This window comes from Methylobacterium komagatae, from assembly GCF_042661665.1.
Lineage (GTDB): Bacteria > Pseudomonadota > Alphaproteobacteria > Rhizobiales > Beijerinckiaceae > Methylobacterium > Methylobacterium komagatae.
The window spans coordinates 2,212,951-2,236,401 of sequence record NZ_JBHSWN010000001.1 but is presented as its reverse complement, the minus strand read 5'-3'; the positions used below and the strand labels follow the sequence as shown (position 1 = coordinate 2,236,401).

At 67.4% G+C, this 23,451-nt stretch carries 22 protein-coding genes and 2 pseudogenes; 6 read left to right on the top strand and 18 right to left on the bottom strand.

The features are described from left to right. The first annotated feature begins 124 nt into the window (after window positions 1-124). The 3 genes from ACFQE0_RS10925 to ACFQE0_RS10915 are packed head-to-tail and all read left to right on the top strand — an operon-like array spanning window position 125 to window position 3,387. A complete protein-coding gene (locus tag ACFQE0_RS10925; protein WP_378969453.1) occupies window positions 125-1,255 on the top strand; it encodes an RICIN domain-containing protein in 1,131 nt (376 codons plus the stop codon). Next, window positions 1,216-3,072 carry a galactose oxidase-like domain-containing protein gene (locus ACFQE0_RS10920; RefSeq protein ID WP_378975418.1) on the top strand — a complete coding sequence of 619 codons (1,857 nt, stop codon included), beginning with the start codon at window positions 1,216-1,218 and terminating at the stop codon, window positions 3,070-3,072. The genes ACFQE0_RS10925 and ACFQE0_RS10920 overlap by 40 nt, the downstream gene beginning before the upstream one ends. A 57-nt stretch (window positions 3,073-3,129) precedes the next feature. Next, on the top strand, window positions 3,130-3,387 hold the full coding sequence (locus ACFQE0_RS10915) for a hypothetical protein (protein WP_378969451.1): 258 nt from the start codon (window positions 3,130-3,132) through the stop codon (window positions 3,385-3,387). A gap of 14 nt (window positions 3,388-3,401) precedes the next feature. Here the strand turns inward: ACFQE0_RS10915 and ACFQE0_RS10910 are convergent, their stop codons facing one another. Genes ACFQE0_RS10910 through ACFQE0_RS10885 form a run of 6 tightly spaced genes read right to left on the bottom strand, consistent with a single transcriptional unit; the run spans window position 3,402 to window position 6,345 of the window. Next, window positions 3,402-3,968, bottom strand: a complete 567-nt coding sequence (locus tag ACFQE0_RS10910; RefSeq protein ID WP_378969449.1) for a hypothetical protein — start codon at window positions 3,966-3,968, stop codon at window positions 3,402-3,404. Then, a complete protein-coding gene (locus ACFQE0_RS10905) occupies window positions 3,965-4,288 on the bottom strand; it encodes a hypothetical protein (protein WP_378969447.1) in 324 nt (107 codons plus the stop codon). The genes ACFQE0_RS10910 and ACFQE0_RS10905 overlap by 4 nt, the downstream gene beginning before the upstream one ends. Window positions 4,289-4,310: 22 nt before the next feature. Next, on the bottom strand, window positions 4,311-4,889 hold the full coding sequence (locus ACFQE0_RS10900; RefSeq protein ID WP_378969445.1) for a PulJ/GspJ family protein: 579 nt from the start codon (window positions 4,887-4,889) through the stop codon (window positions 4,311-4,313). Continuing rightward, entirely contained in the window at window positions 4,882-5,271 is a 390-nt protein-coding gene (locus tag ACFQE0_RS10895; protein ID WP_378969442.1) for a type II secretion system protein, read from the bottom strand. The genes ACFQE0_RS10900 and ACFQE0_RS10895 overlap by 8 nt, the downstream gene beginning before the upstream one ends. A 16-nt stretch (window positions 5,272-5,287) precedes the next feature. Then, window positions 5,288-5,749 (bottom strand): Tfp pilus assembly protein FimT/FimU, encoded by a 462-nt coding sequence (locus tag ACFQE0_RS10890; RefSeq protein WP_378969440.1) that lies wholly within the window; start codon window positions 5,747-5,749, stop codon window positions 5,288-5,290. Continuing rightward, a complete protein-coding gene (locus ACFQE0_RS10885; protein ID WP_378969438.1) occupies window positions 5,746-6,345 on the bottom strand; it encodes an SCO family protein in 600 nt (199 codons plus the stop codon). Before ACFQE0_RS10885 ends, ACFQE0_RS10890 begins: the two co-directional genes overlap by 4 nt. Window positions 6,346-6,820: 475 nt before the next feature. Here ACFQE0_RS10885 and ACFQE0_RS10880 point away from each other — a divergent pair, with 475 nt between their 5' ends. After that, window positions 6,821-7,936, top strand: a complete 1,116-nt coding sequence (locus tag ACFQE0_RS10880) for an HD-GYP domain-containing protein (RefSeq protein ID WP_378969436.1) — start codon at window positions 6,821-6,823, stop codon at window positions 7,934-7,936. A 66-nt stretch (window positions 7,937-8,002) separates the two neighbouring features. Here ACFQE0_RS10880 and ACFQE0_RS10875 read toward each other — a convergent pair whose 3' ends face one another. From ACFQE0_RS10875 to ACFQE0_RS10835, 9 genes and pseudogenes are all read right to left on the bottom strand, one after another. Then, entirely contained in the window at window positions 8,003-9,331 is a 1,329-nt protein-coding gene (locus tag ACFQE0_RS10875) for an amidase (RefSeq protein ID WP_378969434.1), read from the bottom strand. Between the two features lie 63 nt (window positions 9,332-9,394). Next, a complete protein-coding gene (locus ACFQE0_RS10870) occupies window positions 9,395-10,279 on the bottom strand; it encodes a DUF1028 domain-containing protein (RefSeq protein WP_378969432.1) in 885 nt (294 codons plus the stop codon). Window positions 10,280-10,282: 3 nt separating this feature from the next. Further along, window positions 10,283-11,014 (bottom strand): ABC transporter ATP-binding protein, encoded by a 732-nt coding sequence (locus ACFQE0_RS10865; RefSeq protein ID WP_378969430.1) that lies wholly within the window; start codon window positions 11,012-11,014, stop codon window positions 10,283-10,285. Continuing rightward, complete coding sequence (locus ACFQE0_RS10860) at window positions 11,007-12,806, bottom strand: branched-chain amino acid ABC transporter ATP-binding protein/permease (protein ID WP_378975416.1); 1,800 nt, start codon at window positions 12,804-12,806, stop codon at window positions 11,007-11,009. Before ACFQE0_RS10860 ends, ACFQE0_RS10865 begins: the two co-directional genes overlap by 8 nt. Window position 12,807: 1 nt before the next feature. Beyond that, on the bottom strand, window positions 12,808-13,641 hold the full coding sequence (locus ACFQE0_RS10855; protein WP_378969428.1) for a branched-chain amino acid ABC transporter permease: 834 nt from the start codon (window positions 13,639-13,641) through the stop codon (window positions 12,808-12,810). A gap of 6 nt (window positions 13,642-13,647) precedes the next feature. After that, window positions 13,648-14,802, bottom strand: a complete 1,155-nt coding sequence (locus ACFQE0_RS10850; protein WP_378969426.1) for a substrate-binding protein — start codon at window positions 14,800-14,802, stop codon at window positions 13,648-13,650. Between the two features lie 39 nt (window positions 14,803-14,841). Next, window positions 14,842-15,686 (bottom strand): annotated as a pseudogene (locus ACFQE0_RS10845) (nitrilase family protein). A gap of 171 nt (window positions 15,687-15,857) precedes the next feature. Further along, complete coding sequence (locus tag ACFQE0_RS10840) at window positions 15,858-16,484, bottom strand: ANTAR domain-containing response regulator (RefSeq protein WP_378969424.1); 627 nt, start codon at window positions 16,482-16,484, stop codon at window positions 15,858-15,860. Then, on the bottom strand, window positions 16,481-17,635 hold the full coding sequence (locus ACFQE0_RS10835; protein ID WP_378969421.1) for a transporter substrate-binding domain-containing protein: 1,155 nt from the start codon (window positions 17,633-17,635) through the stop codon (window positions 16,481-16,483). The genes ACFQE0_RS10840 and ACFQE0_RS10835 overlap by 4 nt, the downstream gene beginning before the upstream one ends. Window positions 17,636-17,814: 179 nt before the next feature. Between ACFQE0_RS10835 and ACFQE0_RS10830 the strand changes: the two genes are divergently transcribed. Then, window positions 17,815-18,954, top strand: coding sequence for an alpha/beta hydrolase fold domain-containing protein (locus ACFQE0_RS10830; RefSeq protein ID WP_465264072.1), 1,140 nt, complete (start codon window positions 17,815-17,817; stop codon window positions 18,952-18,954). Here ACFQE0_RS10830 and ACFQE0_RS10825 read toward each other — a convergent pair. The 3 genes and pseudogenes from ACFQE0_RS10825 to ACFQE0_RS10815 all read right to left on the bottom strand — a co-directional run bounded on the left by ACFQE0_RS10825 (window position 18,924) and on the right by ACFQE0_RS10815 (window position 21,356). Continuing rightward, window positions 18,924-19,913 (bottom strand): annotated as a pseudogene (locus tag ACFQE0_RS10825) (inorganic phosphate transporter). The gene ACFQE0_RS10830 and the pseudogene ACFQE0_RS10825 overlap by 31 nt on opposite strands. A 9-nt stretch (window positions 19,914-19,922) precedes the next feature. Then, complete coding sequence (locus tag ACFQE0_RS10820; protein WP_378969419.1) at window positions 19,923-20,564, bottom strand: DUF47 domain-containing protein; 642 nt, start codon at window positions 20,562-20,564, stop codon at window positions 19,923-19,925. Window positions 20,565-20,687: 123 nt separating this feature from the next. Further along, window positions 20,688-21,356 (bottom strand): sigma-70 family RNA polymerase sigma factor, encoded by a 669-nt coding sequence (locus ACFQE0_RS10815; protein ID WP_378969416.1) that lies wholly within the window; start codon window positions 21,354-21,356, stop codon window positions 20,688-20,690. 384 nt (window positions 21,357-21,740) lie between these two features. Here ACFQE0_RS10815 and ACFQE0_RS10810 point away from each other — a divergent pair, with 384 nt between their 5' ends. Continuing rightward, on the top strand, window positions 21,741-23,420 hold the full coding sequence (locus ACFQE0_RS10810) for a LysM peptidoglycan-binding domain-containing protein (protein WP_378969414.1): 1,680 nt from the start codon (window positions 21,741-21,743) through the stop codon (window positions 23,418-23,420). Window positions 23,421-23,451: the final 31 nt, after the last annotated feature.

Sequence of the window (23,451 nt, the reverse complement as noted above, 5' to 3'; positions counted from 1 at the left end):
ATTTTCGTGATGAATAAGGGGTAAATCACTGGATATCGACTGTAAACTATAGCTTTTTAAGGCGAATTTAGAGATTTCGTGGCGATTTTCGCGGCCGATAAAGCTCCACGAGCACTGCTGCGACATGACCCTCCGCCATTCTTCCCGAAGCCCCTCGGCCCTCGTCCCGCTCGTCGCACTCGTTGCCGGATGGATCGTGACGACACCGGCCTTCGCCGACGTCGATTTCACGAACAAAACGGGGTCGGGACCGATCAAGGCTTCGCATTCCGGTCTCTGCCTCACGGTGCCGAACGGCAGCACGGCGAACGGAACGCAGCTCGATCAGGAGCCCTGTGACGGCAGTCCCGCACAGACCTGGCAGGTGAAGGCGTTCAACAATGGCTTCAACCTCGTCAATCAAGCGAGCGGCCAGTGCATCGACTCGCAGATGTCGAACACGGCCGGCGGAGCGGTCATCCAGTGGACCTGCAACAGCAGCGCCCAGCAGACGTGGTCCGCCAAGGCGCAGGGGGCCGGCTACGGCCTCATCACGGCCTATTCCGGACAATGCCTCGACATCTTCGGCGGCGGCACCGCCAGCGGCACGAAGGCGATCCAGTGGGGCTGCTCGGGTGCCGCCAACCAGACCTTCGTTCCCGTGGCGTCCTCGTCGGGCTCGAACGTGAGCGGCGTCGATTTCCCGAACCGGACAGGCTCGGGCCCGATCAAGGCCTCGCATTCCGGCCTCTGCCTGACCGTGCCGAACGGCAGCACCGCGAATGGAACGCAGCTCGATCAGGAGACCTGTAACGGCAGCCCCGCGCAGACTTGGCAGGTGAAGGCGTTCAACACCGGCTTCAACCTCGTCAACCAAGCGAATGGTCTGTGCATCGACTCGCAGATGTCGAACACCGCCGGTGGATCGGTCCTTCAATGGGCCTGCAACAGCAGCACTCAGCAGACGTGGTCCGCCAAGGCGCAGGGAGCCGGCTACGCGCTCGTCACTGCCTATTCCGGCCTGTGCCTCGATGTATTCGGCGGGAGCACGGCCAGCGGGGCGAAGCTGATCCAATGGGGCTGCCACGGCGGCGCCAACCAGACCTTCATCGGCGGCACGGCTACGGCGGGATCGGGCACCGGCTCCGGCTCCGGCACCGGCGGCACCAGCGGTGGCGCGACGAGCGGGGAGAAACCGGGTCGGGATCGGGAAGCGGATCGACGGCGGGCGGCAGCCTGCCTCCCGGCGATGTACCCCCCGCTTCCACGGGCCTGATCGTCGCCCGCCACTCTGCGATGTGCGTCGAAAACCCGAGCGCCCAGATGGCGGCGGGCGTCGGCATCGACCAGTGGCCCTGCGAGCCGAACGCCACCCACATGGACTGGTCCTTCGTGCCCGCCGGGTCCGGATACCAGATCCGCAACGCCAAATCCGGCCTCTGCCTCACTGTGACCGGCGGCGCCACGAATAACGGAGCCGCCACCTCGCAGCAGACCTGCGGCGCGGGCACCGGCGGCCTCTGGACCTTCCGCAAGACCAACGGCTTCTACGAGGTCGTTGCCGTCCATTCGGGCCGCTGTCTCAACGTCAACAATGGCTCGCGCGACCCCAATGCAGCTGTGATCCAGTACGATTGCACGCTCCAGGACAATGCGGTCTTCTCGCTCGTCCCGCCCGCCCCGCCCTCGGCCTGGACGCCGCTCACGACGATCGGCATCGTTCCCGTTTCGGCGACCGTGATGCCCTCGGGCAAGGTGATGATGTGGGCCGCCGAGTCGAAGACCTCCTTCGGGTCCGGCAACGGCACGTGGATCACCACCTTCGATCCGGCCTCGGGTGCGTCCAACGACACCTATGTCGCCAACACCAACCACGACATGTTCTGCCCCGGCACCAACCTGCTTCCGGACGGACGGCTGATGATCACCGGCGGCATCACCGCGGGCGGAACCTCGATCTACAATCCCGATACGAACCAGTGGACCTCAGGTCCGACCCTCAAGATCCCGCGCGGCTACAATTCTAACGTCACGCTCTCGACCGGCGAGACCATGACCTATGGCGGTTCGTGGTCGGGTAATATCGGCGGCAAGAACGCCGAGGTCTGGTCCGCCTCGTCGGGCGCATGGCGCGTCCTGTCGAACGTCTCTGGCGATGCCGGAGCCGAGCCGAACGTCGATATGTACCGGGCCGACAACCACTTCTGGATGTTCGGGGTCTCGAACGGCTACGTGTTCCATGCCGGTCCAAGCCACGAGATGCACTGGATCGGTACCGGCGGTAACGGCTCCTTCGTAAGCGCGGGCAACCGGGCCGACGACACGTTCTCGATCAACGGCACCGCGACGATGTTCGACGTGAACCGGATCTTCAAGGCCGGTGGCGCGTCGCAATACCAGAACCAGCCCGCCAACGGAGCGACCTACACGATCGACATCAGCGGCGGCCCCGGCGCGACTCCGAAGGTCGCGTCTGCCCCGTCGCTCGCCTTCGCCCGGGCCTTCCACAACAGCGTGGTGCTGCCGAACGGCGACGTCATCCTCGTCGGCGGCCAGAACGTGCCGATCCCGTTCACGGATTCCACCCCCGTCTACTACCCGGAACTGTGGTCGCCTTCGAAGAACACGGTGGTGCGGCTCGCTCCGATCAGCGTGCCGCGGACCTATCACAGCGTCGCGCTTCTGCTCACGGACGGGCGGGTGCTGTCGGCGGGTGGCGGCCTCTGCAACTGCGCGGCGGACCATCCGAACCTGCAGATCCTGACCCCGCCTTACCTCTATGATGCGAACGGGCAGCTCGCGAGCCGTCCGGCCATCACCTCGGCCCCCACGACCGCCTCCCTTGGGAGCACGATCACCGCCAGCACCGACCGCGCGATCCAGAGCTTCTCGCTCGTGCGGGTAGGCAGCACCACGCACACCGTGGACAATGATCAGCGCCGGGTGCCGCTCACGATCTCCGGCTCGAGCGGAACGAAGTACAACCTCGCGCTGCCCTCCGATCCTGGCATCGTGACCCCCGGCAACTGGATGCTCTTTGCCCTCGACGGGAACGGCGTGCCGAGCGTCGCGAAGATCGTGCGGATTCGCTAGGAATCGCGGGCCGGAGGACGCCTCTCCGGCCCGTGCCAGCCAAAGAGGACGGATACCATGCAAACGAGACTCGTTGCCGTCGCGCTCACCCTGTTCCTCGGACTTCCGGGGAGCATGGCGGCCCAGGCTCAAGGCACGCAGACCGCCAGTCCGGGAAGCACCGGACAGACCGACGTGACGGGCGCCTGCACGATCACGTCGCGGGGCAACCAGCAGAAGACCTGCATGAACCGCGTGCCGCAAGCGTCCTGCGCCGCCAACGCGCGGGAGCAGCGCACGACGTTCGACTGGAAGGCCGGGACGGACTGCCCCTGACGGTTCGCGGCAGGCTATCCGCCGAGCGCCATCCTCAACCGTTCGCAGGCGGGATGCGCCGTTCCCACGAGCGGCACCGAGGCCATGGTCTTCCACGCGAGGAGGCCGAAGCCGGTGCTGCGCCCATCGACCGACAGGACCGCATCGCGACCCGACCGGCTTCCGGTCGCTGTCTGAGCCACGACCAGAACCTCGTAGAACTGCCGCAGGGACGGCCTCGTATAGGCCCGCAGGCCGTCGGACTTCGTGCCGCCCCCGGCCGACAACAGGGGATTCAGCGCAGGATCGAGGCCGCCGCTCGCGTTCCACACCGTCACCGCAGGGCGCAGGGCCGCCGCGAGGCGCGGCGTCATCGACGGGAGCCGGTCGAGTTCGTCGATCGAGCCGAAAGGCGCGTTGCGCGGCCCGTAGGAGAGGCCGCGCGCCCGGTATTGCGGTGCCTCCGCGCCCCCGCCCGGCTCCGGCGTGTCGTCTGGATCGCGATCATCGACGATCTCGGCCGCGATGATCGGGGCATCGGAATCGGACAGGCCCAGGGCACGGAAGGCCTCTTCGAGAAGCGGTCGCGGCGAGGTGTTCAAGTCGATGAGCCCCCCTGATCCTGAACGGAGAGGGAGAGCGTGACGCCGCCGGGCAGCGGGCACGTGACCACGCGGCCATTCTCGGGAAGCGCCAGGCCGGGCAAGCGCCGGGCCCGCTCGTTGATCAGCGACATCGCCACGAACCGTGTGGCGCCATCCACCAGTCCCTGAAGCCGCAACTGGTCGAGGCGCGCCGTCGCGATCTTTGTTTGCGTCTGCAGTTGCTGCGTCGCCAGGGCGGCGGCGGCGGCGATGACCACGAGGATGGCGACCACCGACGGCAGGACGAAGCCAGCCTCAGGGGAGGAATCGCGCGTCACGACCCCGCTCCAAGCGGGAGGATCAGGGCGGGCCATCGCCTCGGATCGGAGGCCGGGAACACGACCGTGACCTCGACGAGGGCCGGAAGCTTGTCCTTTCGCTGCCAGGTCTCGACCCAGCGCGGCTGCCAATCAGCCTGCCCGCCCTGACCCGGAGCCCGAAATAGCGCAGGCGCAGCCCCGCCACGCCGTCGAGGAGCACATCGGGCGGAGCCACTTCCGCGCCGTTCGACGCGCGGGTGTTCTCGATCAGGACGAGCCCGCTCCCATCCGGCGTCACCACCGTCGACAGGCCGAACTGCAATTCGGTATCGCGCTCCGCCTCGCGGTTCGCGCCGACGATGGCCATCAACTGGCCGTCCTGGCCGAGGAACGGGATGCGGCTCCCGTCTTGGCGACGGCGGACGACGCTGGCCAGAGTCCTGCGCAGATGCCCCCGCACGAGTTGCACCTCTTCCTGCGCGGCGAGCCGCTTGGCATTGCGGGTGATGAGGCCCGTCGCCTGGAGGGACTGGATCAGGAGCAGCGCGATCAGGGCTGTCACGGCGAGCGAGACGATCATCTCGACCAGCGTGAAACCCGCTTCGTCGGACTCAGCCACCGAGCCCCTCCGCCAGCAGGGTGCCGTAGAGCAGTCGCCCGTCCGGGCCTCCCTCGTGCAGCCGCACGCGCCAGAGCGGCGGCAGGTTCTGCCAGCCGAGCAGGGGGCCGATATCGGCGGCTTCGAGCGTCCAGACCGTTCCGTTGGAGAAGCGTCCCTGCTCGATGCCCGGCCGCAGCGTCCCCGCCGCGACCCGCAATTGCACGATGCCCTCCGCCTCGTCGATCAGGGTATCGACCGTCATGACGCGCTGGCCGCGCACGGCGATCTCGCCACTGATCCTCAGCACGAAGATCGCCGCCAGGGCGACGATGGCGAAGGCGACGAGCACTTCGACCAGGGTGAAGCCGTCCTCCCCTCCCCTGAACCGGGCGCCTTGCACCCACGCACGGGGCCGCTCACGGCATCGCCTCCGCCTGCCTAACGAACCCCGTCGCCCGGCTGACGGTGAGGATGCGGGTGCCGCCGCGCCCCGACAAAGTGATCCGTGCGCCCGTGCAGCCGCCATCCGGCAGGAACCGAAGCTCGCCGGGTTGCACACGTCTCGCCGGGCCGACCTCGAACTGAACGGACCAGCCCGCCATCGCCAGGGCGGGCGCGCCGGGCCGGGAACTGACGAAGCGGTTCGTCTCTCCGTCGAAGACGAGCCGGGTGACGTGGCCCGTACGCTGCGCCTCCGTTCGCAGCAGCGCGATCTCGCTCGCGACCCGCTCCGCCGTGCTGGTCAGCCGTTGCGAGGGCACGATGTTGCGGATCGACGGAATGCCGAGCCCCGCGGCGAGCGCCACGATCGCCAGGACGACCAGCATCTCGATTAGCGAGAAGCCCGCCGCCCGGTCATGATCTGGGCCGGGACTCATCGCGACGGCGCGGTTGCCCGCTGCAACGCGGCGAGCCGGGCCGCCATTGCGTCGGGTCCGTCCTCCGCCATCATCCGATCCACGATCAGGCCATCGCCATTGACGAGCATGATCGCGGCGGTGTGGCTGTAGGCGTAGCCACCGGAGGGCAGGTCCGTGCGCCGCGCGACCGCGCCGAAGCTCGCCACCGCCTCCTCGACGGCCTTCCGCGCGCCTGTGAGAGCGACGATGCGCGGATCGAAGTTCGACATGTATTGGGCGAGGACGGAGGGCGTATCCCGTTCGGGATCGACCGAGACGAAGTAGACCCTGACGCTTGCCTTGGGCAGGCGTGCCAGCGCCGTGGACAGGTTCGACAACGTGGTCGGGCAGACGTCGGGACACTGCGTGAAGCCGAAGAAGACCCCGTAAGGATGGCCAGCGAGGTCATCGGAATCGACCGTCGCGCCGTCCGGCGCGGCGAGTTGGAAATGGCCGGCGAAGAGGCTCGGGGCAGGAACCGCCTGCGGCAGCGGAAGCGGTCCCTGCTCGCCCGCGAAAGAGGGCGCGGACATCAGGAGACCGAGCGTGGCGGCGGCGATCCTGAGCGACGGCATGGTCTGGCCCTACGGAGGCGGCGATGCAGGATCTCCGCTCGGCGGAGCCGTCATCCCGTTTCGGGAAACTGACCCGCTAGCCTAGTCGCCAAGCGTTAACGATGCCCTGACATCGGCCATACCTGCCGAAACCAGTGCTCGAACCCCGCCGGGTCTTTTGCCCGACATCAGGCCCTGCCCGGCACGCATCATCGGCGACGGGGGCGAACATCTCGACACGGAAGTCGCCCGCTTCTTCAACACGATGCGCGCGGCTTAAGACGATCGAGATGATTTAAGCAAAATAGTCGGCACACCGATTCGGTCGCGAGCGAGAGGATCAGGCCCGCAACCGTATTCGACCACATCTGCGAGAGGATTGGGCGCAACGACGTCCTGAGGCCGCCTCACCCACGGCTTCACCGCCCGACCCCTCTCGAAAAGCAAGGCACGGCAGAAACCGATGCCATCTATTTGAAAGTCGGAAACTGGTTAAATGGACGTCCTGATCGTAGACGACAGCTCAACGATGCTGATGTATCTACAAAGATTACTCGTCAACGAGTACGCGGCGGATGTCGTCACGAACCGCGATCCGGTCCAGGCTCTCCTCGAGGCACGCACGCACGCCTTCGATCTCGTGCTGGTCGATCAGAACATGCCGCAGATGGATGGCGTGGCGTTCATTCGGGCGCTCCGAGCCATCCCGCATTACGCGCAGGTTCCGATCGCGATGATCACGGGCGAGGCCGAGGTGTCGCTGCGCCTCGCCGCGCTCGAAGCGGGCGCCACCGATTTCCTCGACAAGTTCGCCGACAGGATCGAGCTCACCGTCCGTCTGCGCAACTTGATCATGCTGGCGCGGGCGGTGCGGCGCCTGGACGACGAGGCGTCGAGCATCGCGGGCGAACTCGAACGCGCCATGCGGCAGCTCCGGGAGCGCGAGGCAGAGGTGATCTTCCGGCTCGCTCTGGCCGTCGAGTATCGCGACAACGACACGGGCGATCACACGTGGCGCGTGGCGCGCTACAGCCAGATCATGGCGGAGACGCTCGGCCTCGATCCCGATTATTCCTGGCGGCTCTATCTCGCCGCGCCGTTGCACGATGTCGGCAAAGTGGCGGTGCCCGATGGCATCCTGCTGAAGAAGGGGCGGCTCGATGAAGCGGAGTTCGCCGTCATCAAGAACCATCCCGTGGTCGGCAAGCGGATCCTCGATGGAAGCGGTTCCGACCTGATCCAGCTGGCGGCGGAGATCGCCGAAGCTCATCACGAACGGTGGGACGGCACTGGTTATCCGCACGGATTATGCGGGGCGGAGATCCCGCTTTCGGCGCGGATCGTCGCCGTCGCGGACGTGTTCGACGCCCTGACCACCGCGCGTCCTTACAAGGACGCGATGAGCTTCGAGGAGGCCCGGCGCTGCATCGAGGGCGAGCGCGGCCGCCATTTCGACCCCGATTGCGTCGATGCCTTCATCTCGGCCTGGGACCGGGTTCAGTCGGTGCGAGCGGCCAGGGGCGGCGAAATCCTGGCCGGTCTCGTGCGGGGCACCGAGCCATGGGCACGGATCCCGGAAATGCGCCGGGAGATCGCGTTCGCGACCGAGTGAGGACCTCGGACGCAAACGTCCCTGTTCGAGCGCCGGATGGGCCCACGCTACCGGGCCTGTGCAGCCCTAGGCGGCGTGCGGCGGGGTCTGGCGCCACCACGCGTAGGCTTGCTCGTAAAGGTGGGCGAACCGCAGAAGCATCCCTTCGGCGAAGGGTCGGGCAGCGATCTGAAGGCTGATCGGCAGGCCCCGGCGGTCGAAGCCGCAGGGCATTGCGATGGCGGGCAGTCCCGTCAGGTTGAAGGGATACGTGAGCCGCCAGGACGCCGCGAGGACGCTCTCCTGTTGGCCTCCGATGACGACGGTCGATTCGTCCGTGCGCCACGCCGTGAGCGGCGAGGCCGGCGTGACGATGACATCCGCGCCGTTCAGAATGTCGGCCATCTCGGCCATGATCAGCGCCCGCGCCTGCTCGGCGCGCACATAGTCGGGCCCGGTGACGAACCGGCCCATCTCCACGAGATCCCGGACGTCCGCAGCGAAGCCCGCCACATGGCCCTGGGCGAGGCTACGGTCGTGGTAGGCGGTCGAGGACGCCAGTTCGATCGCGAAAATGGCGCCGAGCCCGTAGCGCAGGGAGGGCATTTGGACGTCGCGAACCTCACAGCCTTGGCCTTCGAAGAAGCGGATCGCCTCCTCGACGGAGGCGGCGACGTCCTCGTCTATCGCCTCGAAGAAGTGGTTGCGGATCACCGCCACACGCAATCCGCGGATCGGCTCCCCGAGACCGGCCGCATAGTCCGGGACGGGCGCCGACGCAGCGGCCGGATCGGCCGGATCGGATCCCGCCAAGCACTGAAGCATGAGCGCCGCATCGGCCACGGTCAGGGTCAGCGGTCCGGCATGGTCGAGTGACCAGGAATGCGGGACGATGCCGGATCGGCCGATCCGCCCATAGGTCGGCTTGAGACCCACAACGCCGCACAGGGCGGCCGGAATGCGGATCGAGCCTCCCGTGTCCGAGCCGAGGGCCGCCGGGCAGAGACGGGCCGCCACCGCCGCGCCCGAGCCGCCGCTCGATCCGCCGGGCACCCGCGCGAGATCCCAGGGGTTGCGCGTCGGCGGCGTGACCATGCCCCAGGCGAATTCGTGCATGCGCAACTTGCCGAGGATCACCGCGCCGGCCGCCCGCAGCTTGGCCACGCAGTGGCTGTCCTCCTGCGGGAAGGCCAGGGCCTCGACCGCCGTGCCCGCCCGGGTCGGCAGATCGGCGGTCGTGTAATTGTCCTTGATGCCGATCGGGATCCCATGGAGCGGCCCCCGGGGCCCCGTGCGCGCGATCTCCTCATCCGCCGCCCGCGCGGCGTCGAGGGCCGTGGACGACAGGCACACGAAGCTCTGCAGATCGCCGTCGTGGCGTTCGATCCGATCGAGGTAGGTTTGGACGAGCTCCACGCTGGAAAGCTCTCGCGCCGCGATCCGCCGCGAGAGCCGGTGATCGGCAAGGACCAGACCGCGTCAGTCATGGGGCACCCGGCGATAGGGGAGGCTCGGATCGAAGATGATCGGCGGATGGATCTCCGTGAGGTCGAGTTCGCGGAGCTTTCGGATCTCGGCCAGCACCGGGGCGAACTGGTCCTGCGGAGAGGTGGTCCGGGCCTCGCCCGACGGATCTGAAACCGCGCCGGGCCTCTCGCCAGGCGGCTTCAGGAGCATGGCGGACACCTCGTCCGGCAAGGCGCCTGCCGGGCCGTGCTTGCGCGGCATCCCCGCCACGAACGGGACGAGCTGGCGGCGGGCGATGGTGAGGATCCGGCGCAGCTCGGCAATGGGCGCGGTGTGCTCATCGACCCTGAGGTCGAGGCTCGGATAATCCTCCCGGTCCACGATCTTCAGGGCTGCGGATTGCTTGCCCCGACGGTCGCCGCCTGCCCCGTCACCCGCCTCCAACACGCGCATCAGCCGCTCGTCCAGATCGAGAGCGGCAGATCCCTCGAAGGCCTCCGCCATGGCGTCGATCACGGCCGGGCTTGCCAGCATGTTGCCCTGGACGGCGTAGCCCGGACCCCTGCGGTGCCCGGCCTCTTCCGTGCAGCCGGATCCCGTCCAGGCGGCCGCCGCGCCGTTGGCATCCACCAGCCCGACCTGACGAAGATCCGCCCGATCGTCGGCGGCGAGGACCGCGGACAAGGCCGCCTCCGCGCGCTCGCCCCGCCCGATCCTGTCGAGGACATGCAGGGCGAGGTAGGGATTTACCCAGGACTGGGTGCTGACCGCGCCGACCCCCGCTCGCAGATACGGACACATCGCGCCCACGGCCGGGACGGCGCTCGCCACGGCCACACCGAGTTGTCCGGTGCGCGGGCAGCGGGCGGCGATGGAGAAGGTGTTCAGTTCCATCATGGCTCACACCGCGAGATGACCGATGACGCGCGCCTGCGCGTCCGGCGCCTTGGTGGAGCCGCTTTCCACGATCTCGCCGAGCTTCAGCACGGCGTAGCGGTCTGCGAGGCCCAGGGCGAAGGCGACGTGCTGCTCCACCACCAGCATGGACAGGCCCGCCTCCCGCTCGGCCAGGAGCACCTTTCGCAGGCGCTCTACCATCGAGGGCTGCACCCCTTCGGAGATCTCATCGATCAGGAGGAGGCGGGGCCGCAGCATCAGGGCACGGCCGAGGATCAGCATCTTCTGCTCGCCCCCGGACAGCGTCCCCGCCCGCTGGGCGAGGCGGTCTTTCAAGAAGGGAAAATGACCGAACAGCCGCTCTAGGGCCTGCGGCAGATGCCGGTCCGAGGGGAGCGCGAGGCGCAGGTTGTCCCGGATCGACAGATCCTGAAACAGGGGCTGCTCCTGCGGCGCGTAGCCGACACCGAGCGCCACGAGCTTGGCGGGCGAGAGGCCGGAGAGGGCCTGCCCGCCGATGGTGATACCGCCCCCGCGTAAGCCGACCATGCCGAGAATGGTCTTGAGCAGGGTCGTCTTGCCCATGCCGTTCTTGCCCAGCAGGGCGACGATCTCCCCCTGCCCCACCGTGAGGGACACGTCCTTCACGATCGACACCGCGCCGTATCCGCTCGACACGTCCGTCAGTGCCAGCGCCGTATCCGCCACCTCGCTCCGCCGTGCTGTCTCAGCCATGGGCCCCTCCCGAATAGATGGTCCGGACCAGTTCGGAGCCGACCACCTCGTCCACCGTGCCGTCGAGGACGAGGCGGCCCTGATGCAGCACCACGATGCGCGAGGAGATCTCGCGCACGAAGTCGAGATCGTGTTCCACCAGTACGGCCGCGATGCGCCCATCGGCGGTGAGCGCCTTGAGCACGCTGCCGATCGTCGTGCGCTCGCCCTTGGTCAGGCCGGCGGTCGGCTCATCGAGCAGGATGAGCCGTGGCTCCAGGGCGACCACCATGGCGAGTTCCAGCGCCTGCTTCTGGCCGTGCGAGAGGAGACGCGTCGGCTCGGTGAGCAGGCGGTCGAGGCCGGTCATCCGCAGGACATCGAGGGCGGCCTGAGGCAGCCCGAGCGTCGGCGCTTCGCCCAACGGGTTGAGGCCGTCCTGCGAGGCCCTCGCGAGGCGCAGGCAATCGGCCACCGAGAGGCTCTCGAAGACACTCGCGACCTGGAACTTGCGCCCGACCCCAAGGCCGACGATCCGGTTCGGGGTAAGACCGGTAGTGGACGTGCCGCCGATGGCAATGGTGCCGCGATAGGGCTCGGTCCCGTCGCTGAGGCAGCGCATCAGCGTCGTCTTGCCTGCGCCATTGGGCCCGACGAGGCTCACGAGTTCCCCTGCCCGGATCGTTAGGTCGATCCCCTCCAGCACGGTGAGGCTGCCGTAGCTCTTGGCGAGACCCTCGACCTTGAGGATCGGCGCATCCGTGACAGCCGTCTTCGCCGTCGCCGTCCTCGTCTCCAAGGCAGGGGCCACCTGTCCCGAACGGCCGAAGGGCAGAACCCGCCATAGGCGGCCAACGAGATCGGCAAGCCCGCCGGGCAGCAGGATGATGATCGCCACGAAGGCGGTGCCGAGAAGGAGCTGCCAGAGGAACGGAAGATCGCCGGAGAGGTTCGCCGCGAGGTAATCGATGGCGATCGTTCCGAGGACCGGGCCGAGGAGGGTGCCCCGGCCGCCGAGTGCCACCCAGATCACCAGTTCGGTGCCGAACAGGAACCCGGCATTTTCCGGCGCGACGACTCCCGAGGCATTGGCGAACAGGAAGCCCGCGAAACCGGCGACGGCGGCGAGCGCGGCGGTGAGCCGGATCTGGAGGCGGCGCGGATTGAGGCCGAGATAGGCGCAGCGCGCCTCGTTGTCCCGAAGCGCCACCAGGGCGCGGCCCGCATCCGACCGCACGAGGATCCACGCCGCCAGGGTCACGAAGATCAACACCAGGGCCGCGAGACGGAAATAGCCTTCGATCTCGAAGGGCATCACGTCGAAGCCGACGAGTCCGCTGCTGGAGCCGGTCCATTCGCCGCCGGAATAGATCAGCTGGACGACCACGATGGGTACGACCAACGAAATCACGGAGGCGTAGAGCGGCGTCGAACGGTGGTAGAACGACAGCCAGCCGACCACGATCCCGAGCAGAGCGGGCGCCAGGACGGCCGTGCCGATGGCGAGCGCGATCCCGCCGGGCGTCGCGCCGTAGGCGCCGAGGATCATGGCGGCGGCATAGGCCCCGACGCCGAAGAACGCCGCTTGGCCGAAGGTGAGGATGCCGGCAAATCCCCAGAGCAGATCGACGGTGACGGCGAGCACCGCGTAGATCATCGAACGGGTCAGCACGTTGACCGCGAACGTGTCGAGAAAGGTCGGCGCGACCCACAGGGCCAGGGCCGCGAGCGTCGCAGCCACGAAGGGGGCCGCCCGCGAGAGCCGCGGGCGGGAATGCGGAGTGGCCGAGGCGCGCGCCGCAGCGGGACTCATGTCAAGCACGGGAGAATCCTTTCGGGCTGACGCGCAGCACGAGGGCTGCGAGCACCGCGATGGCGATGCTGCCGAGGATCGGGCTCACGAAGGTGCTGATCAGGACCTGCGCGCCCCCGAAGACGAGGCACGCGACCGCGAGCGCCAGGAACGAGGCATCCGCCACCATCACCAGCATGAAGGCGCCGATCAGCCAGGAGACGCCCATGTTCGGATCGACGCTGGTGAGGGGCGTGAGGAGCACCCCCGCGAGCGCCGCCAGCCCCGCGCCGATCATGAACACCACGAGGCGCACCCGCCCCGTGTTCACGCCGAGGCTTCGGGCAAGCGTCTCGTTCATGATTACCGCCCGGGCCGAGAGCCCGAGCCGCGTCCGCTCGATGGTGAGGGCGAACAGCGTCCCGATCACCAGGGCGATGCCGAGCGCCACCAGCCGGTAGGCCGAGTATTCGACACCCAGCACCGCCACCGTTCCCGCATAGAGGTTCGGGGTGAGCTGCACGTCACGCCCGAACCCCAGGGTGATGAGCTGCCCGACGACGATCCCGAGCCCCCAGGTGGCGAGGATCGCATCGAGCGGCCGCCGGTACAGGGGCCGGATGATGAAGTGCTCCGCGAGCCCGCCGAGCGCCGCCCCGACCACGAAGGCCAGGGGCAGCGCGGCCCAGGGGTTCAGCCCGAGCTTCGCCGTCGCGACGGCGCAGTACGCGCCGACCGTCAGCCACGCCCCATGGGCGAAGTTGATGATCTTCAGCACGCCGAAGATCGCCAGAAGGCCGATCGACACCACGAACAGGATCGCGGCGGTGGTGAGGATGTCGAGGGCGAGCAGCATCGGGGCTTACTGCAGCTTCGGGCACTGATCGCCCGGATCGACGTCCTCGAACGTGCCCGCGACCTTCACCGTGCCATCCGCCTGGATCTGGCCGAGATACATGGTCAGCGGCGCGTGGTGCTGCTTGCTCATGCGGATCGTGCCCCGGGGGCCGGTCACGCTCACGGTGGGCAGGGCCTCGAGGACCTTCGCCGTCTCGGTGCCCCCCGCCTTCTCGACGGCAGCCTTGTAGAGGTAGATCGCCTCGTATTCCGGCACCGAGAGATCGTTCGGCGTGCGCAGTTCTGCACCGAACTTCTTCTTCATGGCATCGAGAAAGGTCTTGTTCTCAGGGCTGTCGATGCCGGTGACATAGGAGGCCGAGAGGTAGACGCCTTCCGCATCGGCGCCCATGCTCTTGGCGGTGCCCTCATCCAGGGCGAGGTTCGCGAAGGGCAGGGTCACGCCCGCGCCGCGCAACTGCTTGGTCAGCGTCACGTTCGGGGCGCCGCCCGCCGTCGAGGTGATCAGCGCGTCGGGCTTGGCCTCCTTGAGCTTGGAGATGATCGCGGTCCAATCGCTGCCGTCCATCGGCAGGTAATCCTCGCCGACGACCTTGCCGCCCGCCTTCTCGATGTAAGTCTTGGCGAAGCCGAGCATGCCGCGCCCGAAGGCATAGTCGCTGCCGATCAGGAAGTAGGTCTTGGCGCCCTTCTGCTTGAAGGCGTCCACCACGGGCGGAACCTGCTGTTCCGGCACCCAGGCATTCACGAACATGTTCTTGTTGCAGGAATGCCCCTCGTAGAATGAGGTGTAGATGTAGGGCACGCGTCCCTTGGTGACGGCGGGCAGACCGGCGTTGCGGGCCGCGCTCGTCTCCATCGAGATCAGGACATCAACCTTCTTCTGGTAGATCAGCCCGTCGAAAGCCTTCTGCGCGCCCGCAGCACCGGAGGCGTCATCGGCCACCTCCAGAACGAGCTTGCGGCCGAGCACGCCGCCCTTCGCATTGATCTCCTCGACGGCGAGTTCGGCCGATTGCACTACCGAAGGTGCGACCACGCTGTTGGCCCCGGACAGGCCGATCGGCACGCCGATGACGATGGGCTTGCCCTCGGCAGCCTGCGCCCCGGCGGCCGCCAGAACGAGGGCGGCGGAAGCGATGAGAGAACGTGTCACCATGAACGGACTCCTTGGAAAAAGACGAGGATCGGTGGAGGCTTAGCCGTAGATGTCGGTGCGGCGGTCCCGCAGGAGGGAGTTGAAGCTGTTGAGGTCCTTCCGGCCGGCCTCATCGAGATCGACCAGGGCCGAGACGGTCTCGGTGCGGTCCCGGCTCGCCGGTCCGGCGAGGGGCCAGCCTTTGGGCCCGATGATCAGGCTCTGCCCCTCGAAGGGCTGGCCGCGCTCGACGCCGACCCGGTCGGCACAGGCGATGTAGATCCCGTTCGAGTGGGCGGCGGCCCGATGCAGGGTGTTGGCCATGGCGGCCTCCCCTCGGGCTGATCGGGCATCGGCACCCAGTTGGTGGGAATGCAGACGATCTCCGCGCCACCGAGCGCCAATTGCCGGAAGGTCTCGGGGAACCAGCCGTCGTAGCAGATCGCCACCCCGACCTTGCCAAGCGTCGTGTCGAAGACCGGGAAGCCGAGATCGCCTCTGGCGAAGAACACGTTCTCCTGATCCCAGAGATGGGCCTTCCGGTAGGTGCCGATATAGCCCTCCGGCCCGACGATCACGGCGGCGTTGTAGAGGGTGTCACCGGCCTTCTCGGCGATGCCCGCCACGATGTGCACGCCGAGTTCGGCCGCGAGCGCCGCCCAGGCGCGGGTGGTCGGCCCCTCCGGCACGGGCTCGGCGAGGGAGGCCGCTTCCTCGCGCGACTCGAAGACGTAGCCGGTGCTGGCGAGTTCTGGCAGGACGATGAGCCGGCTGCCCTCGGCGGCGGCGGCACGGACGAGATCAGAGGCACGCGCCCTATTGGCTTCGACCGCGCCGATCTCCGGCGCGAACTGGATGCATGAGACCCGTATTGATGGGCGAGCGGGATCGTTCGCTTGGATCATGATTGCTCCAAAACGCAAAAAGCCCCTGGGCGCGGGTGTTATCCGCGGTCCAGAGGCTCCAAAGCCGTGCTGTAATGCAGCAATCCTGCTGCGGGGCAACCTTGCCCGATCCCGTTACGATAGCTGTACTCTTGCCGAGAGCAAGCCGCTAATTGCGGCAAGCTGCACGGATCAGGTCTTTTCCGCCAACGCGATGCGCAGGCCGAGGCCACTCATCGCCTCGTGGGCGGAGACCACGCTCTCCGCCACACTCGCCATCGGCACCCGCGAAGCGGTCGCCTTGTCCCGGAGCATCTTGTAGGCGGCGTCCTCGTCGATCCGGTTCAGCTCCACCAGGAGGCGCACCGCCTTCTCGACGGTGCGGCGCCCCTTCATGGTCTCTTCCAGCCGGTTGATCTTGCTGGTGAGCCGCCCCTCGTAGCCCCACCGGTATCGGGCCAGGGCGAATTGGGTGAGCACGCCCCTCGCATGAAGCGGCTTGTTCAGCACACCGTGGGCGTTGACGTCGGCGATGGCTTTCAACGACGTCGGGCTCTCGTAGGCGACGATGGCGATGACGGCGGGCTCCGCCTCCTCGATCGAGGGGAGGAGATGCATCACCTGCGCATCGTCGAGTTGGATAAACAGCGTGTCGATGTCGGGCGGCAGCGCGGCGGGCGGGGGCCAGACGAGGGAGACCTCGCAGCCGAGGCGGCGCAGTTGCTCCAGCAGGGCGGCGCCCTCCTCGTCGCGGGGGTGGATGACGAGGGCGCGGGCGCGCCTGAGGTCGTCCAGGATCTTGCGGGCAGGGGCGCTCACGCGGCGATCCCCTCGTCCAGCCAATTCGTTTCGAAGCGCGACCACGCGAGATAGGGATCGGGCCGGACGGGGCGGCGCGCCCGCCAGACGACGTCGAATTGGCCGTCCGTGCGGGCGACCCCGATTCCGGGCGTCAGCCAGATGTGGCGGGTCTCGCCGTCGAAGGCCAGCTCGCCCTCCGGTGAGGCGAGCCGCTGCTTCAGGGCCGCCGCGCCCAGACGCCCGGCATCGAGGGTCCCTGCCTCCGCCAGCGCGCGAGCGAAGAGATGCACCTGTGCGTAGGCCGTTTCCGACCACATGCTCGTCGGCCGGTCCGCCCCGAACCGGGCCTTGAACGCGGAGACGAAGCGCCCGTTCTCATCACCCGGCAGCGCCGCGAAGTAGGAGGCCGCGAGGACATGGCCGCTGCACAATTCGGGGCCGATCGCCCGGATCTGGCCCTCCGCCAGGGTCAGGCTGGCGATGGGGCAGCGAGCCCGATCGAGCCCGGACTCGGCATAGGCGCGGTAGAGCCGCTCGGCCCCGCGTCCGACCACCGTCGAGAACACGGCGTCCGGGGCGGCTTCGCGGATGGCGGCGATCATCGCCCCATGGGCCGCGTCGTCCGCATCGAGGGGAGCGTAGAGTTCACCGACGATGGTCCCACCCTTCGCCTCGATCAGGTCCCGCATCACGCGGTTCGATTCGCGCGGGTAGATGTAGTCGGACCCGATCAGGAAGATCCGGGGACCATGCTCCTGCAGCAGGTAATCGGCCAGGGCGAAGACGTTCTGGTTGAGCGTCGCGCCCGTGTAGATGATGTTCTCGGAATACTCGAAACCCTCGTAGATCGATGGGTACCAGAGAAGGCCGTTGTGCCGCTCGACGGTGGAGAGAACCGACTTCCGGCTGGCCGAGAGGGAGCACCCGAACACCACCTCGGCCCCGTCCTCGGCCAACATCCGCCGGGCGAAGGACCGGTAGGCATCGGTGTCGCCGGCGGGATCGTAGCAGATCGGTTCGATCGGCCGTCCGAGCACGCCGCCGGCGGTGTTGATCTCCTCGATGGCGAGGGCGGTGCCGAGGAAGTGCTCGGTCTCCGTGATGCCGCTGACCCCGCTGCGGGAGAACAGGACACCGACGCGCCAGGTCGGCTCGTCTTTACTGGGCATGGCATCCTCACCGGTCCGGCCGCCTCCCCGTTGGGTCAGGCGCTCGGATGTTTCGTTCCATCCACGGAAGCGCGATGCAGAGCCATCGTCTTACAGAGGGCCTCCGCAATGAAGGCCGCCGTCGTGACTTCATGAGCGACCCTGCCAAGTACCCTCGCTCGGGACGCTGGGAAGCAGGGATGACCATGACGCGAGCTCTGATCGGCGCGGCACTGACGGCTAGCCTTTTCATCACTCCGGCTGCGGCGCAACAGGCCGCCCCGCTCGAAGTACCCGCCAAAAGCGTGCCGGTGCCGAGCGATGTCAGCCCGCAGATGCAAAAGATCATCGGCATGCCGCTCCGCACCAACTGGGATATCCATCCCAAGGACGGTGCGGCCTGGAAACCCGTCGCGGAGGCCGGTGCGGAGGCGCTGAAGAAGCTCGTGCCCGGCATGATGGAGCGGCTGCACGTCAAGGTGGAGCGCACGACCATCGATGGGGTGCGCGCCTTTATCGTGACGCCCGAGCAGATGCGGCCCGAGAACCGCGACCGCGTTCTCGTCCATGTGCACGGCGGCTGCTATGTGCTCAACCCCGGTGAAGCCGGGCTGCCGGAAGCGATCTTCATGTCCGGCTTCGGCGGCTACAAGGTCATCTCGGTCGATTACCGCATGCCACCTGAGGCAGTCTATCCGGCGGCCCACGACGACGCCATGACGGTGTGGAAAGCCGTCACCAAGACGACGGACCCGAAGAAAACCGCGATTTTCGGCACCTCGGCCGGCGGAGCGCTGACCCTGGCGATGGTGATGCGGGCGAAGCAGGAAGGACTGCCCCTGCCCGCTGCGATCGCGCCGGGAACGCCGATGTCCGATACGACCAAGGTCGGCGACAGCTTCGTGACGAACGCCATGCTCGACAACGTGCTCGTGTCCCCGGACGGCTTTTGCGACGATGGGGCCAAGGTCTACGCCGCCGGACACGACCTCAAGGCCCGATGCTGTCGCCGGTCTACGGGGACTTCAGGAACTTCCCCCCACCATCCTGACGACGGGCACCCGCGACCTGCTGCTCTCGAACACCGTGCGGGTCCATCGTCGGCTCCGCGACGCCGGTGTCGAGGCCTATCTCCAGGTTGGCGAAGGTCAGTCGCACGCCCAATACATCCGCGACGACACCGCCCCCGAGACCAAGGCCGTCTTCGAGGAAATCGCCGGTTTCTTCGACAAGCATCTGGCGCGATAGGGCGTCTTGAGAGGCCCCCGAGGGACCAAGACCCGGAGCCGGATCGGATCAGCGATCCGGCTCAAGGAAGCAGGAAGCCGGACACCCAGTAGACCAGGGCCGCCACCAGAGCCGCCGCCGGCATCGTGATGACCCACGCGACGACGATGCCCTGCGCCACGTTCCAGCGCACGGCGGAAACCCGCCGCGCCGCGCCCACGCCGACGATGGCGCCCGTGATCGTATGCGTGGTCGAGACCGGGATGCCGAACGCGGTGGCCGCGAAGAGCGTGATCGCGCCACCAGTCTCGGCGCAGAAGCCCTGCATGGGTGTCAGCCGCGTGATCTTCGATCCCATTGTATGGACGATCCGCCAGCCGCCGAGGAGCGTCCCCAGCGCCATGGCGGATTGGCAGGAAAGCACCACCCAGAGCGGCACGTGGAAGGCGCCGTTCTCCTGCCCATGGGCATAGAGCAGTACGGCAATAATCCCCATGGTCTTCTGCGCATCGTTGCCGCCATGACCCAGGGAATAGAGCGAGGCGGAGACGAATTGCAGCTTGCGGAAGACGCCGTCGGCGGCGGCCGGCGTAGAGCGCACGAACAGCCAGGACACGATCAGCACGAGGACGAGGGCCAAGAGGAAGCCGAGGGCGGGCGAGAGGACGATGGCGGCGGTCGTGGTGATGACACCCGGCCAGACCACCGCCCCGAGACCGGCCTTCGCGATGCCGGCGCCGAGCAGGCCGCCGATCAGCGCGTGCGAGCTGGAGGACGGGATGCCGAGGTACCACGTCAGCAGGTTCCAGCTCGATGGCGCCGCCGAGCGCCCCCAGGATCACCCGGTCGTTCACCACCGCGACGTCGACGATGCCGGAGCCGACCGTGCCCGCCACGTGCAGGCCGAAGACCAGAAAGGCGACGAAGTTGAAGAAGGCCGCCCAGAAGACGGCGTAGCGGGGGAGAGCACCCGCGTGGAGACGATGGTCGCGATGGAATTCGCCGCGTCGTGCAGTCCGTTCAGGAAGTCGAAGAACAGCGCGACGGCGATGAGGCAGATCAGGAGCGTCACGGCGGCGGCTCAGACGTGCTCGACGACGATACTGCTGATCTGGTTCGCGACGTCCTCGAACCGATCCATGACCTTTTCCAGGTGATCGTACAGTTCGGACCCCACGAGGAAGGCCATCGGATCCTGGCGGGAGGCCTGGAAGAGAGCCTTCAGTCCCGCTTCGTGAAGGTCGTCTGCGCGGCCTTCCAGTTTGATAACCCGTTCTGTCAGGGCGTTGAGGTCCGTGGCGTTCTCGTTGAGTGAGCGCAGCTTCGGCAATGCCTCGGCGACGACCGAAGCAGCCTCTTGGATGATGATGCCCATCTCACGCATCTGAGGCTCGAACCGGGTGACCTCGAAGAGGCGGACCGCCTTGGCCATCTTGAGCATCTGATCGATCGCGTCATCGAGGGAGCCCACGAGTTCCTGGATGTCGCCGCGATCGAACGGCGTGATGAAGGTGCGTCGGACTGCTTGGAGTGCCTCCTGCGTGATGGTGTCCGCCTTATCTTCATGGGCGGCGATGGCTGCGCAGGCCTGCGCCAGGTCCTGTGTTCCGTCGAGCAGGGTCCGAAGTGCCGCTGCTCCATCGACCAGCGTCGCGGCGTGCCGCTCGAACAGGTCGAAGAACCTGTCTTCCTTCGGCATCAGCGCACGGAACCAACCCAGCATGCCGTCGCCTCACCGATGCGAAGGTAATCACGGAATCTTAGCCGGAATAATAATCCTGCCCCGGTACAGTTCCGGGGGAAGCGCGCTGTCGATGGATGGAGTGCCCGGCACGGCAACTACGGCTCAGGCCTCCCCGAGCACGGCGGCGAGCCGATCCCGAGCGCGGCTCACACGGCTCTTCACCGTGCCGGGCGGGCAGCCGATCCTCTCGGCGGCGGCCTCGTAGGTCAATTCCTCGACGGCGACGAGGAGCAGCGCCTCGCGTTGGGCTGGGTCCAACCGGTCGAGCGCCTCCCGCACGTCATGCACATCAAGCCGATGTTCCTGGTCGGCGAGGGTGGACAAACCGGCAGCATGCATGCCTTCCGGGTCCGGCACCTCCCGGCGGTATTTCATCCGTCCATTGAGATGTCCGTTGCGTAAGATGGTGAAGAGCCACGCCTTCATCCCCGTACCGGGCCGGTAGCTGGTACGATGTTCCCAGGCCTTGAGCAGGGTGAACTGTACGAGGTCCTCGCTCTCGGTGGCGTTGCGTGTCAGCGACTGCGCGTAACGGCGCAGGTTCGGCACAACCGCGACGAGATCGGCGGCAAATTGCTGGTCCGAGTGTGTTTTCGGCCCATCCAGCACTTCGGACAGGCGGCGAAGCGCCTTCGCCAGCGGCGAGGCATCATCAATGAACGCAATTTCTGGGTAGTAATCACGTAGATCTTGCCCGATCTCGGCACCCATTACCGAGAGCACGGCCCCGTGAACGGCGGGCGAACGAAATTGTTCGGCGATATGCGACACGGGCTAGGCTCACCATCGTCTTGAGATTAGCGCCGAAGATCACCTTTGACCGTGCGGTGCCGGTTGGCAGCAATGTCTGCTCACTCTTCGCCGCTTCAATGGTATGGCCGTACCAGGATCATAAAATAAATTTTGGAACCAGCTTGTGCGCAACCGGTTCTTGCGTCGCTGTCGTCCGGTCTGACCGGCCGCAGCCGGACCGAGAGCCGCTCGCGCCTGTCGCGCGATTTGCCCTCGGGCATCGATTGTTACGCGACCGATGGGCGCCGCTTCGCCTGACCCAAGGTCGGCACTTCCCGGTCACTTGTTTTGGTGGGTGATCGGAGATTCGACGCGGGCCGTCAGCGGTCGGCCCGATCCACGGCTCCGAGGGATCGACTTGGCATGACGACCATCTTGCGCCGCATCCTCGCTGCCGCGCTCATCGCAGTGCTCGCCGGGGCGGCAATTATCGTCACGGCACTCCTCGGTCGGCGGCCCGGAAAGCGCATCGACCAGGACACGGAGGTCCTGATCCCCGTCGCCAAACCGCAGTTCGTCGCCAGGAAATCGGGCCGCGGACGGGGCCTCGCCGTCGGGCTGGTGTGCCTGCTTCTTCTGACCGGATTGGCAGGCATCGTCTATGAAAGCCGCGACGCAATCCTTGGCATCGACCACCGGTCACCGAACGGCGACGGCAGGCCGCTCGCCGCCCTGTCCTCTCCAGACGCCGGCACAGCCGATACGCCCGCTCCGGCGCGCGGGATACCGGGAGCGTCCGACCGGGCGCCCATGCGAGGTCCGACTGCTGGACTGCCCTTTTCGCGGCCTGCGGCATCACCCGCGCCGGACTTCGACGTGGTCCGCATCGAGCCGAACGGCGATGCTGTCATCGCCGGACGGGCCGCGCCGAACGCCATCGTCGAGTTGCTCGTCGACGGGAAGCCGATGGGGAGCGCGCGAGCCAATGCCGATGGCCGGTTCACCTTCATGCCCCCGGCGCTCCCCGCGGGGAACAGCGAGATCGGCTTGCGCGCCACGGACGAAGCGGGCGAGACACTGCGCTCGACGGCGCGCATGGCGGTGGTGATCGCGCCGGGCCGGAACGCCAAGCCTCTCGTGGCCATCACCGCTCCCAACAAGCCGACGATGGTCCTGTCCCAGCCCGATGTTCGGACCACTGAACCTGCCCGCGAGCCCGTCGGGGAGGCCAGCCGTGGCGATGCCATGGTCGCTGAGAACCGTCACGCGCTTGATCCGGGGGCGAACTTACGTGGTTCTGAAACGAGCAATTCAGTCTTAGGCCCCTCGCAGGAACCGGGCCGACAGGATCGTGGGGATCGAACCGATCCTGCAAACCCCACGCGCGAACCAAGCCGAGTGGATGCCCTCGGCAGCGCGACGGCGGCTCCTCCTGCGGTGGTCAGCATCGATGCCCAGGACGGAGGGAAGCTGATCGTGACGGCCCGGGGAGCCCCTGGAGCTGCGGTCAGGCTCTACCTGAACGACACGCTGATCGCCCCCGCCACCGTGGGTCGCGATGGCACGGTGACGTTCACGGTCGGGCGAGGCGTCAAGCCGGGGGATTACAGGGTTCGTCTCGACGCGGTCGACCCCGCGACAGGCAAGGTCCGCGACCGGGCGGAGGTGCCGTTCAAGGCGCCCGATCCAGGCCACGACGGGGGCGTGGAGTATTCCGCCCAGTTTCAGGGCCCGTCCGGTCACGCCGAGGACACCCAGGCAGCCGAGCAGAAGGCTTCGAGTCACGCATCAGCGTCGGAAAAGAGCCGGGCGGACCAGACGCGGCCCCTGACGACCGGCAGCCTCGCCGCCAACGTGCCGCCGGGCACGTCAGCGGGTTCGTCGGACGTCCATATCGCGGGGATCGAGACGGCACGCATCGAGCGAGGCGACAGCCTGTGGCGCATCAGCCGCCGCACCTACGGCGAGGGCGAGCGCTACACCCTGATCTACGACGCCAATAAGGAGCAGATCCGGGATCCCGACCTCATCTATCCCGGACAGGTCTTCGTCTTACCGCAGGGGCACGACGGCGACATCGTAGGTGATGTGCAACCGCGTTGAGGCCAACGTGCGCCGTGACATTTTCCGGTTC

Bases quoted from the DNA above. Each gene is read 5' to 3' on its own strand.
- ACFQE0_RS10890 (WP_378969440.1), bottom strand. From the start codon at position 5,749: ATGAGTCCCGGCCCAGATCATGACCGGGCGGCGGGCTTCTCGCTAATC.
- ACFQE0_RS10915 (WP_378969451.1), top strand. From the start codon at position 3,130: ATGCAAACGAGACTCGTTGCCGTCGCGCTCACCCTGTTCCTCGGACTT.
- ACFQE0_RS10850 (WP_378969426.1), bottom strand. From the start codon at position 14,802: ATGGTGACACGTTCTCTCATCGCTTCCGCCGCCCTCGTTCTGGCGGCC.
- ACFQE0_RS10880 (WP_378969436.1), top strand. From the start codon at position 6,821: ATGGACGTCCTGATCGTAGACGACAGCTCAACGATGCTGATGTATCTA.
- ACFQE0_RS10855 (WP_378969428.1), bottom strand. From the start codon at position 13,641: ATGCTGCTCGCCCTCGACATCCTCACCACCGCCGCGATCCTGTTCGTG.
- ACFQE0_RS10925 (WP_378969453.1), top strand. From the start codon at position 125: ATGACCCTCCGCCATTCTTCCCGAAGCCCCTCGGCCCTCGTCCCGCTC.
- ACFQE0_RS10865 (WP_378969430.1), bottom strand. From the start codon at position 11,014: ATGGCTGAGACAGCACGGCGGAGCGAGGTGGCGGATACGGCGCTGGCA.
- ACFQE0_RS10835 (WP_378969421.1), bottom strand. From the start codon at position 17,635: ATGCCCAGTAAAGACGAGCCGACCTGGCGCGTCGGTGTCCTGTTCTCC.
- ACFQE0_RS10860 (WP_378975416.1), bottom strand. From the start codon at position 12,806: ATGAGTCCCGCTGCGGCGCGCGCCTCGGCCACTCCGCATTCCCGCCCG.
- ACFQE0_RS10885 (WP_378969438.1), bottom strand. From the start codon at position 6,345: ATGCCGTCGCTCAGGATCGCCGCCGCCACGCTCGGTCTCCTGATGTCC.
- ACFQE0_RS10820 (WP_378969419.1), bottom strand. From the start codon at position 20,564: ATGCTGGGTTGGTTCCGTGCGCTGATGCCGAAGGAAGACAGGTTCTTC.
- ACFQE0_RS10870 (WP_378969432.1), bottom strand. From the start codon at position 10,279: ATGATGGAACTGAACACCTTCTCCATCGCCGCCCGCTGCCCGCGCACC.
- ACFQE0_RS10830 (WP_465264072.1), top strand. From the start codon at position 17,815: ATGACCATGACGCGAGCTCTGATCGGCGCGGCACTGACGGCTAGCCTT.
- ACFQE0_RS10810 (WP_378969414.1), top strand. From the start codon at position 21,741: ATGACGACCATCTTGCGCCGCATCCTCGCTGCCGCGCTCATCGCAGTG.